The following is a 16,766-nucleotide window of genomic DNA, read 5'->3' on the forward strand; positions in this document are numbered from 1 at the left end:
TACACACAAAATGCCAAAAGTGAGTTATACTGGTTATACTGCTTAGAGGTAGCATCCGGGATGTAGCGCAGCTTGGTAGCGCGCCTGCTTTGGGAGCAGGATGTCGCAGGTTCAAATCCTGTCATCCCGATTGGAAATCGATCAATCAATAAGTCTAATCAGTCAAGACACCAGGGTAAAGTCAGTGAAACTTGATAATAGTCAGGTGCAGAGCCATGAAACGCCGCTGATCAGCTAAGTTAACATGCCACGTCAAGCTATGATCGACAAGAATGAATTTAATCTCTGCCTCTACTAGAGGTTAGTAAGTTGCGTTCAGATCTCTCAGTGAGCAGGGTATTCTAGTTGTAACAGGCTCTTCTTCGTTAAAATTCGAGGTAATTTCTATGAAATCATTGTTCCGTTGGGGCACAACATTAAGTTTAGTAGGGAGTGCCTTACTAGGCTCAGTGAGTGCGGAAAATTTAGCGGCACTGGCTCTGACCGAAGAGCAGGTAAGAGAAAAGTTGACACCTGTACCTGTATTTGCAGTTACTGATACTAAAGGTTCGCCACTAGTAGCCTCAATTCCAGATCAGCAAGATCAAAAGAAGACTACCTCAGTGGCAGGTGTGTTTATTAGCCAAGAAGATGCTAATGCCTTTGTACAGCGTTTAAAGCAGGAGAATCCTCAACTAGGTAACAAGGTTCAAGTAGTGCCTGTATCTTTGGGGGAAGTTCATGAGCAAAATCAAAAGAATCGCACTGTTCCCAATGGTTTAAATTTTGCCTACATACCAAACCAACAGCAGGTAAAGCAGGCACAAGCGATCTGGAACCAAAATGGTCAAGAAAAAAAGCCATTTCAGGGCGTACCGCTGTTTGTGGCCAAAGAAGCTAGCAACAGCGGATACCTAACCATTCAACAAAATGGGGTCTCATCAATTCCGTTCTTTTTTAACAAAGAGCAATTGCAGAGTATAGTGAATCGCTATAAGCAGCAAGACCCTAACTCCCAGGTTAAGATAGAGGTAGTGCCTCTAGAGGGCGTTATAAAAACCTTACAGGACAGCAACGATCAGCAGCTAGAGAAAATCGTACTAGTGCCATCCCAGGAATCCCTGAAATTTTTGCAAGGTCTGTCCCAAAATCAACTCCAACGTCCAAATCAATGATTATGGGTCAGCGGTGGGTGGTCTCGGGAAAAGAACTCTGGCAGTGGCGTCAAGATGCCTGCAAGTCTGCCGCCGAGGCAGGTGTCCCTACAGCTGAAGTGGACTGGTTGCTAAAGGAGGTAGCTGAGCTTGACCCATTAGTGCTACGCTTGGAGTCATGGCAACAGTGTTCCTTGTTAGGGCAAGCCACTGAAAACTCAACTATTCAACTTTCCCAACCTCTACCTGTACTCACCCAACTGTGGCAAAAGCGTATCCATCAGCGATGCCCAGTTCAATACCTAGCTGGGGTTACTCCTTGGCGTCATTTCTCCTTGAGAGTTTCCCCAGCTGTCCTGATTCCCCGCCCAGAAACTGAATCCCTGATTGATCTGGCGGTCAATGGTGTAGCTATGAGCTCTACACCTGACTTATCATCAGGACACTGGGCGGATTTGGGGACTGGTAGTGGAGCGATCGCTTGTGGACTGGCAGAGGTATTTCCCCATGGGACTATTCATGCCGTTGATTGCACTGAAGAAGCCCTTGCCATCGCTCAATTGAATGCTCAACAGTTGGGCATGGCAGAAAAAATTAAGTTCTACCATGGTTATTGGTATTCACCTCTAGAAGCCTTGAAAGGTCAGTTAAGTGGTATGGTGGCAAACCCACCTTATATACCTAGTAACTCCCTCAAACAGCTACAACCAGAAATATACTACCATGAACCCCATATTGCCCTCGACGGTGGCAGGGATGGTCTAGACTGTATCCGACAGCTGATTGACATGTCTGGGGATTATCTGCGCCCAGGCGGTGTTTGGTTAATTGAAATGATGGCAGGACAAGCGGACAAGGTTGTTCAACTACTCCAAAACCATGGCAGTTACTCTGAGATCCAGATATTTCCAGATTTAGCAGGTATTGACCGCTTTGCTCTAGCTTATAGGAAGTATGAAGTATAAACAAGGTATGCATAGATGCCCACAGGTAAAAAGCTTTGGAGAATTTTCCCAAGCTTTTACCTTTGACGTGATAGCTTCTACTTTTTAGTGTGCTGGTGAGCAATGACCCAAGTTTCTATGGCTACCCTGATTTCCGGGGCTCTCTCAGGTAAGCTGGTAAGTTTTCCGACAGATACAGTACCAGCACTAGCAGTGCTACCGCACAAGTCAGAGTTGGTGTTTGAGGCAAAGCGGCGTCCTCAAGACAAACCTTTGATTTTGATGGGGGCATCTCCTAAGTCTCTTTGGCCATTTGTTCAAGGTACTTCCGCACAGAGGTCGATTTGGGAACACATGGCTGTTAAGTATTGGCCAGGAGCATTAACATTGGTTTTACCCGCTTCAGATAAAGTACCTACCGTTATGAATCCTTCTGACCCGACTACTATTGGGGTGCGTGTGCCAGCTTCCAGGATAGCGATCGCAATTTTGTCCAAGACTGGTCCGTTGGCAACTACCAGTGCTAATTACTCAGGCGAGCCACCTTTACAAACAATGGCAGCGGTTGAGGTGCAGTTTCCCGAGGTATTGACCCTCCAGCCAGCTGAGTTAGAAGCGATCAAACCAGACAAGATTGGCGTCCCGTCTACTGTTGCCAAATGGACCAGCAGTGGCTGGGAAATTTTGCGTGCTGGAGGGATTGAATTAGACGATTCAGAGTTTGAATAGTTCTACTCACCTTTTAAAAAAACTAGCTATCCTTAAAAAGATCTGACAAAAAAGTATGAAGTTTGAATTGTGAAGGAACCCTGAATTGTGAAGGAATCCTGAAAAGGTTCTATCGATTGGTTACTCAGCAACAGGTATTTTTTTAGCCTCGTTGCCTACCCAACTCTACCCTTGTCGATTACCAGCAGTACAATCTTCAACCTTCATTCTTTATCCTTCAATTTTGTTAGGTGCGCTTGACCTTGGCGAATTAAATTCGCGCGATTGTCGCGCCTCCAAGGCCGCGAGCAATCCCTCGCGGCCTAGGGTCGCACCTTCGGGTCGCACCTGTTGACGTTTTTAGTGTGGCAAGACTTAATAAGCATGGGTGAGACAGATCTGATCTATTTGCTAGTAGGCATTGGGTTAGGAGTTATGGGGAGTCGCTTCCGGAAATTTTTAAAGGTGCGCTTTCCAATGGCCGGGTTCCCCGGCCTTGGGTCGCACCTTAAGGTGCGCTTTCCAATGGCCGGGTTCCCCGGCCTTGGGTCGCACCTCCATGAAAGCACAGACTCAAAGACCTCTGGATGCCATCAAACTGATACTGATGCTGAAGAAATCCAGGGTCTGAAACAGGAATTCAAGCAAAATCAATTGGCTTACCAAATGGCAATGGAAATGAGCCAGTTTAAAGCCGGATTTTTGGCACGAACTTCCCACGAGTTGCGATCGCCTCTGAGTCGGTTGATTGGTTTACATCAGTTGATTTTGTCGGATCTGTGTGAGTCTCCAGAAGAAGAGAGAGAATTTGTGAACCAGGCTAACGCCTCTGCCCATACTATGGTCAAACTGCTTGATGAGGTGACTGCTGTAGCTAAAACTGAACACGGTACTAACGTTTTGGAGATTTGCTCAGTCCCCTTGAAGCAGCTGTTGGAAGACCTCTATCGTCTGACCTATTTGCAAGCTGCCAATCGCAATCTCCAACTGCAAATAGTTCCACCTGACCCCCAAATTCACGTTTTAGTAGATCCACGGCGTTTTCGACAAGCATTACTAATGATTGTGGATACTGCGATTACTCAGATAAGCAGTGGTGAAATTAAAGTTTCGACTACACTCTCCTCTAAATCTGAAACAGTTTCCATCTGGATTGATATGCCCTGTGCTATCAGCTGTTGGGCTGAAGCTGTTGATTTATTGCAATTACCACCAGATCAATCAAAACAGCCCAGTGAAACGGTATCCACTTCATCTGGACTGACCTTGTTGATGATTCAAACACTCTTGGAAGTGATGCAGGGGCGTATAGAAGTATTAGCGGTCCCCAGTGAAGAAGCTGACAATGATACCTCTGCTGAGAATCTTACCCGGTTTCAAGTTTCTATACCCCAGGGGATTCCTGAGATTGTAGAGCCTTACTAGGCACTGGAGTAGCTAGAGGCTGATTGTACAATACCATTGTGGTACTGGAGTTCACCTCAAAACCAATGCGTTCGTAAAAACTTTGTTGATGGGTGGTCATCAGATAAACTCTCTCTACTCGGCTCATCTGAGGATGAGAGAGTACGGTTTCCACTAGCTTACGCCCTAGCCCAGCTCCTCGATAGTCTGGATGGATAACGACATCCCAAATGGTTCCCCGATAAATTCCGTCAGAGGTAGCTCTAGCTAATCCAATCAGCTTCTGGTTATCCCAAACGCTGATGACAGGATTACTGTTAGCGATCGCAACTTGCCAATCCTCGATTTTTCGGTCTTTTGCCCAAAAAGCACCTAGGTTAAACAATTGCTGTAGCTGGTAATAGTCGATTTGAGATTTGCGATCGCAAAACTGAATATGGCGGTAATCCATAGTTACCAAAGTTCCTTCTGATTTTGTTAAACGTGCCTTGAAATTGACTTACTTTCCTGATTTTAGTCGGGAAGTTTAATAAAAAAATTTTAATTTAAAATAGGGTTCAGAGCCTGTCCTATTGACTACGGTTAAGTAATAGAAACCAGACAATTTTTCCTGATTAATTAACAATTTAAAATTGACAATTAATCAGGATTAAAGGGGTTTGCAGATAGCTGTTAAAGATATATCTATCGATAGGTGATCTCTGGCTTGACAAACCCAGGCAGCTGAGTATTACAAAATGTTAAGATTATAACCTATTGTAATTATTTCGGTCAAATTCAATAACTGATAGTATGGGTGGTAGTATGGGCTATTGTTGTTCGATCACGACACCTGTGCACAACCACCTCTCACCCACCCCATCCAAACCCCATGCCCAATTGCCTAATCAGCGTTGGGAAATTGCCCCCCTCAAAACTGAACAAGCTGACCAACTCGCCCAAGCTAGAGGCATTTCCCCCCTAATCGCTCAACTCCTGATCAATCGGGGCATTGAAACCTCTGAACAAGCCGAGGTTTTCCTCAATCCCCTATCTCAGGTGATGCCTGCACCGATTGATGAATTTCCCGATTTGGCAATTAGTGTCGGGATGCTCACTGAAGCGATCGCAAATCAAGAAAAAATCGCTATCTGTGGAGACTACGATGCTGATGGCATGACCAGCACGGCTTTGTTACTCAGAGCATTACGCTGGTTGGGGGCTGATGTAGACTACGCCATACCCAGCCGGATGACAGAGGGTTATGGCATCAATACACGGATTGTGGAAGAATTTGCGGAGGAAGGGGTGGGTGTGATTTTAACGGTTGATAATGGTATTGCTGCCCATGAACCTATTGCTAGAGCTGTAGAACTTGGAATAACGGTTATTGTAACTGACCACCATGACCTACCTCCAGAACTTCCAGACGCTGATGCCATTCTCAATCCTAAGCAACTGCCGGAAGAGTCACCCTACCGAAGTTTAGCGGGTGTAGGGATAGCTTACATTTTAGCTATCTGTCTAGCACAAGAACTGGGTCAACTCAAAGGCTTGACCCAACAGCTGTTAGAACTATTTACTCTGGGAACTATTGCGGATTTAGCCCCTTTAACCGGTATCAACCGACGTTGGTTAAAGCGAGGCTTAGGGTTATTGCCTCAATCTCAATTAGCAGGAGTTCAAGCATTAATCGAGATAACTGGGGTCAAAGATGACCAAAAATCCCTCAAGCCAGAGGATATTGGGTTTAGACTAGGACCAAGAATTAACGCTATTGGTCGCTTATCGGATCCCCAAATTGTAATTGAACTGCTGACGACTACTGCACCGGAAGTAGCACGTGAGAGGGCAATGCAGTGTGAACAAGTGAACCAACGGCGTCAGCAATTGTGTGCTGATATTGAACAAGATGCGATCGCATTTATTGAAGACACTGGACTAGATTGGCAACAGAAGCGGGTATTAGTGATTGTCCAACCGAATTGGCATCATGGAGTGATTGGGATTGTTGCCTCCCGATTAGTAGAGCGCTATGGTGTCCCAGTCTTTATTGGAACCTATGAAGACAACGACCAACAACACATTCGTGGTTCAGCAAGGGGCATCACTGAATTCAATATTTTTGAAGCCTTAGAGTTCTGTAAAGACTTACTGGGTAAATATGGAGGACACAAAGCAGCTGGTGGATTTTCCCTACCTGCTGAGAACTTAAGCGCCTTTGAACAATCCCTTAGCGGTTTTGCCCATCAATCTCTAAAACCTGAACACCTCAAACCCCTAGTTAGTATCGACGCTAGCCTAGAATTCTCTCAAATTACCTCTAACCTCTACCAGCAATTAGATCTGCTTCACCCCTGTGGCATTGGCAATCGGGACCCTGTCTTTTGGAGTGCCAATGTTCAAATCCTTGAACAACGAGTGGTTGGTAAGGGACACATTAAGCTTACTTTGAATCAGGACAACCAACCAGTCACGATTCAGGCTATTGCTTGGCGTTGGGGGGAATACTTCCCTTTACCTCGGCGAGTGGATATTGCCTACAAGTTGCGAGAGCATCATTGGGAGGGCAACACGACCATTGAGTTAGAGTTAGTTGGTGTCCGTCTACCCGTAGTTACTAGTACAGTTACTACTACCTCAACTACCAAGAAAGCGGAATTTTATTACAATCAGCGCCGTTACACCTGTAGCCTCTGGGAATCTTTAAACGAACTAAGAATTAGAAACCCGGAAGGAAAAGTCCTAGCGATTCAGAAAGGACAACGCATTGGACTTTTGGGTACTAAACGGGAAGATGCTATAGAAGTTAATGTCACTAAACCGCCCTACTACCCGTTGATCAAAGCAGCAACTCGTGCGTTGGGACTCAGTTGAACAAAATGTCTCGTACAGTTCCCACCTATAATCTTGCATTTAGGTGGGGTTAGCGACACCAACAAAAAACACGAGCTTTTCTTATTCTTTTGGCAATTCGATGAGGTAGCTACTGGGAGTTGGCTGTTTGGTGGTTAACTGAAGTTGAAATGCTACTCTACTAACATAGTATATTGTTTGAAATCTGAAAGATATAATTAAATACTCATGACTAAACCACTTGAGTTGATAGAACACCCAGAAGGCGGAAGATATCAGGAGGTATTTCGATCAAAGATTTCAGTAACTGCAAGTGATTCTAGCGTGAAGTCTGCTCTTACTCATATTTACTTTTCTCTGAACCAAGATGAAAAGAGTCGGTTTCATCGGGTTATTGGGGATGAAGTTTGGAATTTATACAAAGGCACGGGTATCTACCTCTACCTCTGGGATGGTACCGATTCACCACCACAACGTATTACATTATCATCTGAAGAAAACCAGTTCTGCTACGTTGTACCTTCAGGTGTGTGGCAGGCAGCAGTACCCATTCAAGGTAGTGTTTTGGTGGGTTGTTCCGTTGCACCAGGCTTTAAATTTTCAGGTTTTGAGCTTATCGATAGTGGCTCAAAAGAAGCGCAACTTCTCTTCTCTGTTGCACCAGAATTGCGCCAGCTAGTCCTTCCTTGATAGGCTCTTACTACAGAACCCAAAATTTTTACCTATCCCCATACAAGATTATGAATAAACACGACCTAATTCAAAAGTTGGGCATGCAAATGCATCCTGAAGGAGGCTATTATTCATAAACTTATCGTTCTAAAACAATAATTGAAACCGATAGAGAAGGGTCATCACGGGCAGTGTTGACTTCTATATACTACCTGCTGACAGATGATCGCCCTATTGATCACTTTCATATCAATAAGTCTGACATTATGCACTACTTCCATGCAGGTTCTCCCGTTCTCTATCTAGTTCTTGATCCCAACGGAACCTTGCAAAAGTTCAAACTCGGCATGGATCTGGCAAAAGGAGAAACACCCCAGATTCTTCCAGTGGTTACTGGAAAGCTGCGGTCTTAGAAGAAGGAGAGTTTGGACTCCTGGGGGAAGCCGTTGCACCTGGCTTTGAATTCCGTGACATGGAGATTGCTCAACCTGAAACATTCCGTCAGCAATTTCCTAACCTGTGGGATCAGCTAGCCCCATATGTTAAACAGTAATTGATAACTTCCAATCTTCATCCTAAGACCTTAAATTCTTTAACCTATAGTACAATTGCGTACATGGGAATAAAAAAAGCACCAGGGTCTGAAAAACCCATCAAACAATCTCTGAATTGGAAATTTAAAAAATGAATATCGAAAACCTATTAGCACAACTTCTTGTCTTTAAAGGTCTGACCGAGCCACAGCATCAAAGGATATTAGAAATTAGTGAAATTAAGCAATATCAATATGGTGAGCATATTTTTGACGAAGGAACAGACAGTCACGATCTCTATGTTGTCCTAGAAGGCCAAGTTGATATTATGATCGACCCAGCTTTGCAGGGAAATGTGGAAGAAGGAACAATTGGACTGAAAAAAATTGCGGAGAAAATTCAGGGAACATCCTTGGGAGAAATCTCTTTAATTGATAAATCTACTTCTCCTAATTCAGCAATATGTGCTTCAAAGGACACCAAATTATTACGATTTTCAAAAGACGCATTGGCCAGACTCTATCAAGATGATCCTGATATTGGTTATAAAATTACCCAAAATATTGCAACTATTCTCTCTGCTAAAGTTCGGGAACGCAATTCATTAGTTGCTCAACAAGCTCTCAGCAATTACTACCTTTATTTTTTATGTGAAGAACTTTCTGCCGAAGCCTATCAATGTGATAGTATTATTCCCTTAAACAAAAAGCTCATCATCAGAGATCAACATCACTTTATGTTGTCAGGTTTGGACTCAATTTCAGGTGTTGTTCCCAATAAAGAAGACATTGATCTGGCATTTTTTTCAACTCCCAATATACTTCAAAAAGTTTTAGAACCAGGAACTCCTTCTGGTGTAATGGTTTTAAATACCCTCTTTGATCAGATTGGAAATAATCATATAAATGAAGACCTCCCTAAAGATATATTTGAGGTGATCTGTACCCCTGGTAATTTAGGAAAATCCGGTTGCCTGGTTGTCCATAAGAAGTACGATTCACATCAGCAAACCTTTTTTATTAAATGGGAAGTCAAAGGCATACATTATGATCAAGCCTCTTCAACAATAACAGCTAATATTTTTATCTATATAAGCCAGAATGAACCGTCTGTTAGCAAACAAGTTGAAGAGTTAATATCAAGCATTAATATGCCAATTCAGCATAATGTTTATGATAATTTACCAGAAAAATTAAGTCTTCAGCGTAGTAACCCCTATCATCTCTTTGTGCTTCACCATCGGACTCATGAAGTTGTCATGACTTTACAAACCCTGGATGCCTTAGGGTTTAACATTGATGCATTTATTGGGATTCCCTATGGTGAAAGTAATTGGCCGATTATGAGGATGTTAGATCATGTTTCTGGTCAAACCTATCGATGTTTACGTATGATTCAACACCCGATCAAGCCAACGCAATACAAGTTTGACTTTAAGCAGTCCTCTTTTCTCCCAAATACTGATGAAAAGTTATTTGTTAACCTGTATGAAAAATCGGAAGTTAATCGAAACTATATGAGTGCAATGACAGCGTTAGTTGAAACGGAACTCGTTCGCTGCATTCAAACATGTATCAAACAAAATAAAAAACTGTTGATTTATGAAGATGGAGGATATGCTGTACCTTTAATTTATCAAATTTATCAAGATCCAAATCATGGTTTACATTCTCTGTTCAAGAATGCTGTCGATAAAAATATTATTATTGGTGCTGTTGAAGTAACTACTGCTGGGGAAAAAAGAGACCGAGCCGCTATAGAATATTATCAAGGAAAAGCTTTGCTTCCTGTGCTTTCTACAGCACGGGATGACATCAAGCTAATTTTCGAAACAAAAGGGGTTTCACAAGCAATTATTGACTCAACTTCAACAGCTTTAGGCCGATTAGGATTGCCGACATTTGAAACACGGAAAGTAGCGGTCATCGGAGGTAATGGTGCAATCGGAACCCGATTGGTTGAAGAACTGACAGAAATGCAAAATAGTACAAGTCATGTTTTTGCTGTAGATATTGTCGATCAAGCATTTTCTAGAGAAATTGACAGTCAAAGATTTCCCTATGCTGCCACAAAAGTTGATTATTTAAATTTGGGCAGATATATTGTTGAAGACACCTGTTTACCAGTGATTGTCGATTTACCTTTTGGTGAGCGTCACCCTCAATTGTATAGCGATAAGATTGAGAAATCGGTGCTAGAATTTTTCTCACCCTCTCCCAAGTACGAATCTTTTAATGAATTAGTTATAACTAATGCTTTCCCCAGCCCAGAATCTTCCTTGCAGACGCTATGGTATCAAACAAATACGTTGAATGGTTTATGGGAATCTATCCGTCAGCAATATGGGTATGTCCCTGAGAAAATCGAACTGTTACCCAATGGCCAAGGAATGAGTCAAATCTTTAGTAAGCAAAATTGCTTCAAAAAGGTAACCTTATTAGTTCCTGAACAAATACTATCTTTCCGAAAAGTAACGCGCCTTATTCAAAACCACATTGATACAATTATTGGTGTTACCGGCTCCCTTGTGTTGGATGAGCTGGATATCAATGGGTTTTTGACTAGAAAAAATATCGGATATCTTGTAGATGAACTGATTCTTACCAGTGGTTCATCGAAGGATTATGAATTTAGAAAGGCAATAGTTTTTCTAGACGAGTTATTAGAAATTATTTCCGAAAATACAATCGATATTCATCAACAGTTAATCTGGTACAAGAGATATTATGAGCAGAAGTTGTGTTTTATTTCAGATAGTGAGACTCAAGTCATTCATCAAGTGCTTTCTTCTTCGGAAACATCTGATTCTCTAGTAGCTAAACTAAAAGATTATCCTGAATTGATCAAGAGCATGGGTTTAAAGGATGTCGAATCTAGTACATGGGTTTCTGGTTTGGTTGAATGGATTCGGCATCAGATCAAAAAGAATATTTCAATTCACAAATCCTTTCATGATGATATTGGTACGGTCTATGATATTCAATTTAATGGTCAATCTAAAAGATTAGTACTGTTAGCAGATGGTTTTGTGATCAACTTTTTTGCTAAACATGAGAAAGGCGTAAAAACAGAATATATTGATCCAATTGTCACAATGCAACTCCTGGGTTTGGTCAAACTTGCGACGACTGAAAAAGGTATAGAACCAGGGGTTTATCGCATGGCACAACGTTTCAAGACCGATGATATTGATTTGTTTTGGAAAGCACTTGATGATAAAAGCCGTCCTATAGAATTTGGCGTTGCTGAATCAAGGAATGAATAGAAGTAGGGTGGGCATCCTGCCTGCCCGAAAATATTGATAACCGGCAAGATGCCGGTTCCACCAAGATGCCGGTTCCACCTCACTCTTAAAATCATTCCATTATTAAGCAACGCCGAACCTTCAACCTTCAACGGGCTAACCTTCAACTGCATCACCTACCCTACACCGAACGCCAAGGGCGAACAACCGCCTCACCTTCAACCCTAGATTAAAGGTCCCCTCTAAGAGCATATAGGGCGAAAATGACCACTGGACCAGCAATCACAACAGCTGCCAGCATAGTCAATTGAGCAATTAATACCCAATCGATGTTACCTATAAAATCTAAAAAAGCTAAATACATGTGTTCTCCAGAATTGACCCAACAAAGGCGATGGTGACTAATCACAATCCATCCCTTAGATATTACTGGGTAATGATCTGCTTTTTTTAAGTAAGTTTACAAAAATATACAAAACTCAACGGCAAGCCTGACCACACCTATCACGGGTGAAAACTCGCTAAGCTAGATATAGTTTAAGCTTTTAGCTCTTTTTTCAAAGTTATGGCAACTTGGAGTTGTGTAAAGCAATGTGGCGCTTGCTGTCATCTTGACCCAGCTGAGCGTCCAGGATTAGAGGAATATCTTCTCCCAGAAGAGCTAGCGCTATATTTAAGTATGGTAGGTGAGGGGGGATGGTGTATAAATTTCGACCACACCACCCGTGAATGTCGTATTTATCCCCATCGACCTCGTTTCTGTCGGGTGGAACCTGAGGTATTTCAGGATATGTATGGGGTGGAGCCAGCAGATTTAAATGATTTTGCCATTGACTGCTGTTGGGAGCATATTGAAGCACTTTATGGAGATTGCTCTCTGGAAATGCTGCGCTTTGAGCGGGAAATATGGAGGGAATAGGGAAAATTAAAATTAACGAGTAACAAGGGACAAGTAACAAGTAACAATGCGTGTAAAAATTTGTGGCATTACGAAACCAGAACAAGCAGATGCGATCGCAAAATTGGGAGCAACAGCGTTAGGGTTTATTTGTGTACCAGGCTCTCCTCGTTACGTTACACCACAGCAAATTCGAGGGGTGGTCAACCACTTGTCCGTATCAGTTGACCGCATTGGTGTGTTTGCTAATACCTCTACGGAAGAAATCAGTCAAATTGTGGATGAGTCAGGGATAAATGCCGTTCAGCTGCATAGTAATGAATCCCCAGAATTTTGCAAAAAGCTGCGCCAAGCTTTACCAGAGATTGAAATTATTAAAGCGTTAAGGATAAGAACTTCAGAATGTTTAAATCAAGCACATAGTTATTTAAGTTGTGTAGATACACTATTACTAGATGCTTACCATCGAAAAATGTTGGGGGGGACTGGTAAAACCTTAGACTGGCAAAGGCTACAAGAATTTCGTCCCAGTATCCCTTGGTTACTAGCTGGTGGCTTGACACCGGATAATGTCTTAGATGCCCTCACTTTGGTGCAACCCAGTGGAATTGATCTATCCAGTGGTGTAGAGCGAAGACCAGGTGATAAAGATTTAAAAAAGGTTGCTCGGTTATTGGAGAAATTAGGATCAAGAGTTGAAGGTTGAAGGTTGAACGGTTGAAGGTTGTCTGTCAGAAGGGTGAATGGTAAAGGCAGAAGGCAGAATGGTGAATGGTGAAGGCAGAAGGCAGAAGGCAGAATGGTGAATTCTAAATTCTAAATTCTAAATTCTAAATTCTAAATTCTAAAAAATTGAAAGTTAGGCGGTTGAAGATCAACAGTCAACACTCAACAAGGTTTGGGATGATTCCAATGGAATGGTAAAGTGGAATTGACTACCTTGATTTTTCCCCTCAGACTCAGCCCAAATTTTTCCACCCATACCTTTTATAATCTGACGACAGATAGCTAGACCAAGACCTGTGCCACCAACAGTGCGTCGGAGTGAATCTTCCTCTTGATAAAAACTCTCAAATATGGCATCTAGCTGACTGGGTTCAATACCCCTACCTGTATCCGCTACAATTACTTCTAGCATCGGATGACGGTGACGATTCTTGGTTACGAATCCTATCGACTCTGGTTGAGTTTCATTAATTTGGGCTTGGATAGTGATTTTACCCCCTGGCTCAGTAAACTTACAGGCATTATCTAGGAGTTTGGTTAAGACTTCTACCAACCCTTCACCATCTGCTAAGACTGTAGGTAAGACAGAGGGTAGTTTAACATTGATTTCTGGTAAAGTCTCTGGTGACCAAATCGATCTTAGAGCAGAAAGAGCCAAGTCTAGGACTTCGATAATCTGGATCGATTCCGGGTAACGAGAGGTCTGACCACTTTCTAACTTAGAGAGAGTCAGGAAATCTTGAATCAGTTTACGCATGCGCTCGGCATCGGTTAACGCCGTATCAAGCATAGTTTGCCGAAACTCCGTTGGCATTTCTGGTTCACTCTCTAAACTTTCTAGGCACACTCGGATAGTTGATAAGGGAGTTCGTAATTCATGACCAACGATAGCAATTAGATTATTGCGGGTTCGTTCTAGGGCTTCTAGTTGGTTATGGAGTTCAGTTAAGTCAGTATAAGCTTGGGCTTGATTCAAGGCTACCCCAGCTTGAGTTGCGATCGCTTCTACTAAATCAATGTCGTCTTCGAGCCATCGATAGGGTTCGGAACCGCCATGGTGAAGTTCCAGCATCCCCAGCAGTGTTCCTTGATAGTGTATTGGTACCAGTAACCAAGATCGAATCTGCCAACGTTGAATAGTTGTCCTGAGAGCTGGATTATTGTGTAAATTGGGGGCCTTAGTGACATCAACAACGGCAATGGCTCGTTCCTGAGCTAGAGCGACTTGAATCAGAGGATTATCTGCTAACGACCACATTTGTCCAGTTAAGGACGGTAAACCAGAAGCAACGGATTCATACTCAATTTTTGCTTGCTGGTCACTAGGACTACAGCGGTAAAGCAGGCAACGGCAAGAATTAAAGGTGTTTCCTAACTCCTTTACTGTCGCTGCTAGAACATCTTGGGGATTGAGGGAGCGACGGATGGTGGCGGTGATGGCATTAATCAGACGCTCCTTGCTTTCTTTGGTGGTGAGGACTCGATAAGCTTTAAGGAGTTTATATTGACTAGCTTGCAGATAAGTTACCAGCCGCTGGGCAAAAATACTAATATCAATCCCTGCACTCGTCAGCAACAATGTTTGCTCTGGTACTTCTGTGGTCAAACCATAGCGCTGCCATACCTGCTCCACTTTTGGGGCTAGTTCTGGGCGATAACTAGCAATCCGTCCGAGTAAAAGTCGAGCAGCATGAATGGTAACTCGGGGGTCAAAGGACCAAAATCCCTCAAACCTGCGCCCCTGATCCATGGAAATTGCTGGTGTCAGTTGTTCTCGACAAATTAGGCAAGCTGTATACTTCTGGGCCAAAATCACCAGGTGCCACTCTTGGGCAAGACCATCATTTGGGTGTAAGGGGATAGTTTCTAAGGATTGTTCAACCACAGCAAAGCCAGACTCGGATTCTGGTGCCGCCAGCACATAAACTTGGTTTGTACGTTGGGCAATTCGCTGATAGCGGTGGACTTCCTGACGATAAAACTTCTCATGCTGGAAATTGGCAATCACCAAAGGAGAGTCATCCACTGCTAGCACGAGGTCTTCCATGGCATGAGAAAGAGCTGTCAAGGAAGATTTGAAGTACATTTGGCAGCGCAGATTTGGTAACTCTTGCCGTAAATCCCCCAGTAACGAATTCGGATTATTCACCTAGAAATCCCTCCTTAATTAGTCCCACTCCACCCATGAGGGGGATAGTTTTACCTCAACAAACCTTTGTGATCAAACCAACCCTTGTGATCAAACCAACCCTTTTGATCAAGGGATTATTTATTAGTTGTTAGCTGTTAGCTTTTGGAATTTTGAATATTCACTAGTCAGTTGATCTGGTACCGTTGCCCCAGAAAGCTCAGCTTGACCCAAATCTACATTTGAGAGAGTAACCCGTCTCAAATCTACCTGACTCAAAATTGCTCCACTCAAGTTTGCTTGAGAAAGGTCAGCATCACACAGATTTGCCCTAGTCAAGTCTACCTGGTGCAAACAAGCACCAGTCAAGTTAGCCCCTCTTAAGTCAGCGTAGCGTAGGTCTGCCCTGGTTAAATTGGCTCCTCGCAAATCGGTATCCTGAAGAACGGTTAATCTTAAATCGGCTCGGGTTAGAATGGCTTGGCGCAGGTTTACTCTAGTGAGATTCGCCCGAATCATAAATGCCTGACTCAAGTTAGCCTCCACCAGAGAGGTTTTTTTCAAATTAGTTCGCCACAGTTTCGCTCCAGTCAGATTTGCCTGATTCAGGTTGACTTCCTGTAAAACCGCGAGACTCAGGTTGGCATCAGCTAGGTTGACTCGTCTGAAAATTACTCCAGTAAGATTGACTTCACTGAGGTTGATTTGCTGGAGATCTACTCCACGGAAATCCCTCTCACCTGCTGAATAACGCTCTAGAAGCTCATTAGTATCCATTGGGGTATCCATAGCTGGCAGCCGCGCCAACATGACATAGTGTTACTTTTAATGTAACATAATGTTAAGAATACTTTGTATATGTAAAGGATTATGTTATATTTGGAAGTTTTATCCAGAGATAAGCTATTCTTATCGGTGCCTGCAATGGATTTGTGATATAATCTCAGACTTACCTGTTCGGGTAAGTGTCGGCTTCAAGCCAACCCTAGCTATTCCTTGTCCTTTTAACGAAGGCAGAAGAAACTACCCTCGTACTTATCGCGACCGTAGGGAGCTTTGGTATAAGTCTCCTAGCCAAATCTTCGATTTGGTGACTTGCCATTGCTGGTGGGTTGAAGCCCCTAGCATCGTTCCCCCTTCTGCCCTCTGCCTCCTGCCCTCTGCCTTTTTGTCCCTCCGGTAAAATGTTTGCTGAGTTGGTGTGCGATGCCACAATAGAGATCTAACTCAGATCTAAGACCAGTTTTCACCCTTGATCGCCCAATAGCTGATTTGGGGGTAAGCTGAGAATAAGCTGTTGCTGTAATCAAGGCTGTGGTCTAACGTTCAAACCCCTTAAACCCGGGACAAAACGGGATTTAGTGTTACAAATCAGACATTGACGTTTGGCTAGCGCTAGAGTATAACTAAAATATAGGACTTAACCATTGACGATGCCCAAAGAAATAGGAGCAACCAAGAAAATATCGACTCAGATTGTCCCCGTAGTGGGGATGACTAAGTCAATTGAACTTGAGTTGTTCTCTATTATGAAAAAGCTA

Annotated in this window: 14 protein-coding genes, 1 tRNA gene and 1 pseudogene; 12 read left to right on the forward strand and 4 right to left on the reverse strand. The window is 43.1% G+C overall.

From position 1 onward, the window contains the following. Positions 1-56: 56 nt before the first annotated feature. The 5 genes from F6K64_RS32865 to F6K64_RS32885 all read left to right on the forward strand — a co-directional run bounded on the left by F6K64_RS32865 (position 57) and on the right by F6K64_RS32885 (position 4,210). Positions 57-130, forward strand: a tRNA-Pro gene (locus F6K64_RS32865). A gap of 256 nt (positions 131-386) precedes the next feature. Continuing rightward, the gene (locus F6K64_RS32870; protein WP_008178422.1) at positions 387-1,154 is read left to right on the forward strand and encodes a Tic22 family protein; all 768 of its coding nucleotides are present in this window, start codon (positions 387-389) and stop codon (positions 1,152-1,154) included. Next, a complete protein-coding gene (prmC, locus tag F6K64_RS32875; protein ID WP_008178420.1) occupies positions 1,151-2,098 on the forward strand; it encodes a peptide chain release factor N(5)-glutamine methyltransferase in 948 nt (315 codons plus the stop codon). The genes F6K64_RS32870 and prmC overlap by 4 nt, the downstream gene beginning before the upstream one ends. 102 nt (positions 2,099-2,200) lie before the next feature. After that, on the forward strand, positions 2,201-2,806 hold the full coding sequence (locus F6K64_RS32880) for an L-threonylcarbamoyladenylate synthase (protein WP_008178418.1): 606 nt from the start codon (positions 2,201-2,203) through the stop codon (positions 2,804-2,806). Positions 2,807-3,169: 363 nt separating this feature from the next. After that, positions 3,170-4,210 carry a sensor histidine kinase gene (locus F6K64_RS32885; RefSeq protein ID WP_008178416.1) on the forward strand — a complete coding sequence of 347 codons (1,041 nt, stop codon included), beginning with the start codon at positions 3,170-3,172 and terminating at the stop codon, positions 4,208-4,210. Here F6K64_RS32885 and F6K64_RS32890 read toward each other — a convergent pair. Further along, positions 4,170-4,640, reverse strand: a complete 471-nt coding sequence (locus tag F6K64_RS32890; protein WP_008178414.1) for a GNAT family N-acetyltransferase — start codon at positions 4,638-4,640, stop codon at positions 4,170-4,172. The genes F6K64_RS32885 and F6K64_RS32890 overlap by 41 nt on opposite strands. A gap of 341 nt (positions 4,641-4,981) precedes the next feature. On the opposite strand from F6K64_RS32890, the gene recJ reads away from it, so the two are divergent. The 5 genes and pseudogenes from recJ (at position 4,982) to F6K64_RS32910 (ending at position 11,494) form a co-directional block, all read left to right on the forward strand. Then, the gene (recJ, locus tag F6K64_RS32895; RefSeq protein ID WP_008178412.1) at positions 4,982-7,045 is read left to right on the forward strand and encodes a single-stranded-DNA-specific exonuclease RecJ; all 2,064 of its coding nucleotides are present in this window, start codon (positions 4,982-4,984) and stop codon (positions 7,043-7,045) included. Between the two features lie 207 nt (positions 7,046-7,252). Next, on the forward strand, positions 7,253-7,714 hold the full coding sequence (locus tag F6K64_RS32900) for a cupin domain-containing protein (RefSeq protein WP_008178410.1): 462 nt from the start codon (positions 7,253-7,255) through the stop codon (positions 7,712-7,714). Between the two features lie 173 nt (positions 7,715-7,887). Further along, on the forward strand, positions 7,888-8,109 hold the full coding sequence (locus F6K64_RS32905; protein WP_008178407.1) for a cupin domain-containing protein: 222 nt from the start codon (positions 7,888-7,890) through the stop codon (positions 8,107-8,109). A gap of 17 nt (positions 8,110-8,126) precedes the next feature. Further along, a pseudogene (locus tag F6K64_RS38565) lies at positions 8,127-8,249 on the forward strand (cupin domain-containing protein); the annotation flags it as partial. A 131-nt stretch (positions 8,250-8,380) separates the two neighbouring features. Then, a complete protein-coding gene (locus F6K64_RS32910) occupies positions 8,381-11,494 on the forward strand; it encodes a Crp/Fnr family transcriptional regulator (protein WP_008178401.1) in 3,114 nt (1,037 codons plus the stop codon). A 208-nt stretch (positions 11,495-11,702) separates the two neighbouring features. Here F6K64_RS32910 and psb30 read toward each other — a convergent pair whose 3' ends face one another. Further along, entirely contained in the window at positions 11,703-11,837 is a 135-nt protein-coding gene (psb30, locus tag F6K64_RS32915) for a photosystem II reaction center protein Ycf12/Psb30 (RefSeq protein ID WP_008178400.1), read from the reverse strand. 201 nt (positions 11,838-12,038) lie between these two features. Here psb30 and F6K64_RS32920 point away from each other — a divergent pair, with 201 nt between their 5' ends. Beyond that, positions 12,039-12,392 (forward strand): YkgJ family cysteine cluster protein, encoded by a 354-nt coding sequence (locus F6K64_RS32920; protein WP_008178398.1) that lies wholly within the window; start codon positions 12,039-12,041, stop codon positions 12,390-12,392. 46 nt (positions 12,393-12,438) lie between these two features. After that, positions 12,439-13,077: a phosphoribosylanthranilate isomerase gene (locus F6K64_RS32925; RefSeq protein ID WP_008178396.1), complete on the forward strand. Its 639-nt coding sequence runs from the start codon at positions 12,439-12,441 to the stop codon at positions 13,075-13,077. 168 nt (positions 13,078-13,245) lie between these two features. Here the strand turns inward: F6K64_RS32925 and F6K64_RS32930 are convergent, their stop codons facing one another. Continuing rightward, a complete protein-coding gene (locus tag F6K64_RS32930) occupies positions 13,246-15,246 on the reverse strand; it encodes a DICT sensory domain-containing protein (protein WP_071103757.1) in 2,001 nt (666 codons plus the stop codon). Between the two features lie 123 nt (positions 15,247-15,369). Beyond that, complete coding sequence (locus F6K64_RS32935; protein ID WP_083373659.1) at positions 15,370-16,035, reverse strand: pentapeptide repeat-containing protein; 666 nt, start codon at positions 16,033-16,035, stop codon at positions 15,370-15,372. Positions 16,036-16,766 lie beyond the last annotated feature (731 nt).

Source organism: Moorena sp. SIO3A2 (assembly GCF_010672265.1).
In the GTDB taxonomy this organism is placed as follows: domain Bacteria; phylum Cyanobacteriota; class Cyanobacteriia; order Cyanobacteriales; family Coleofasciculaceae; genus Moorena; species Moorena producens.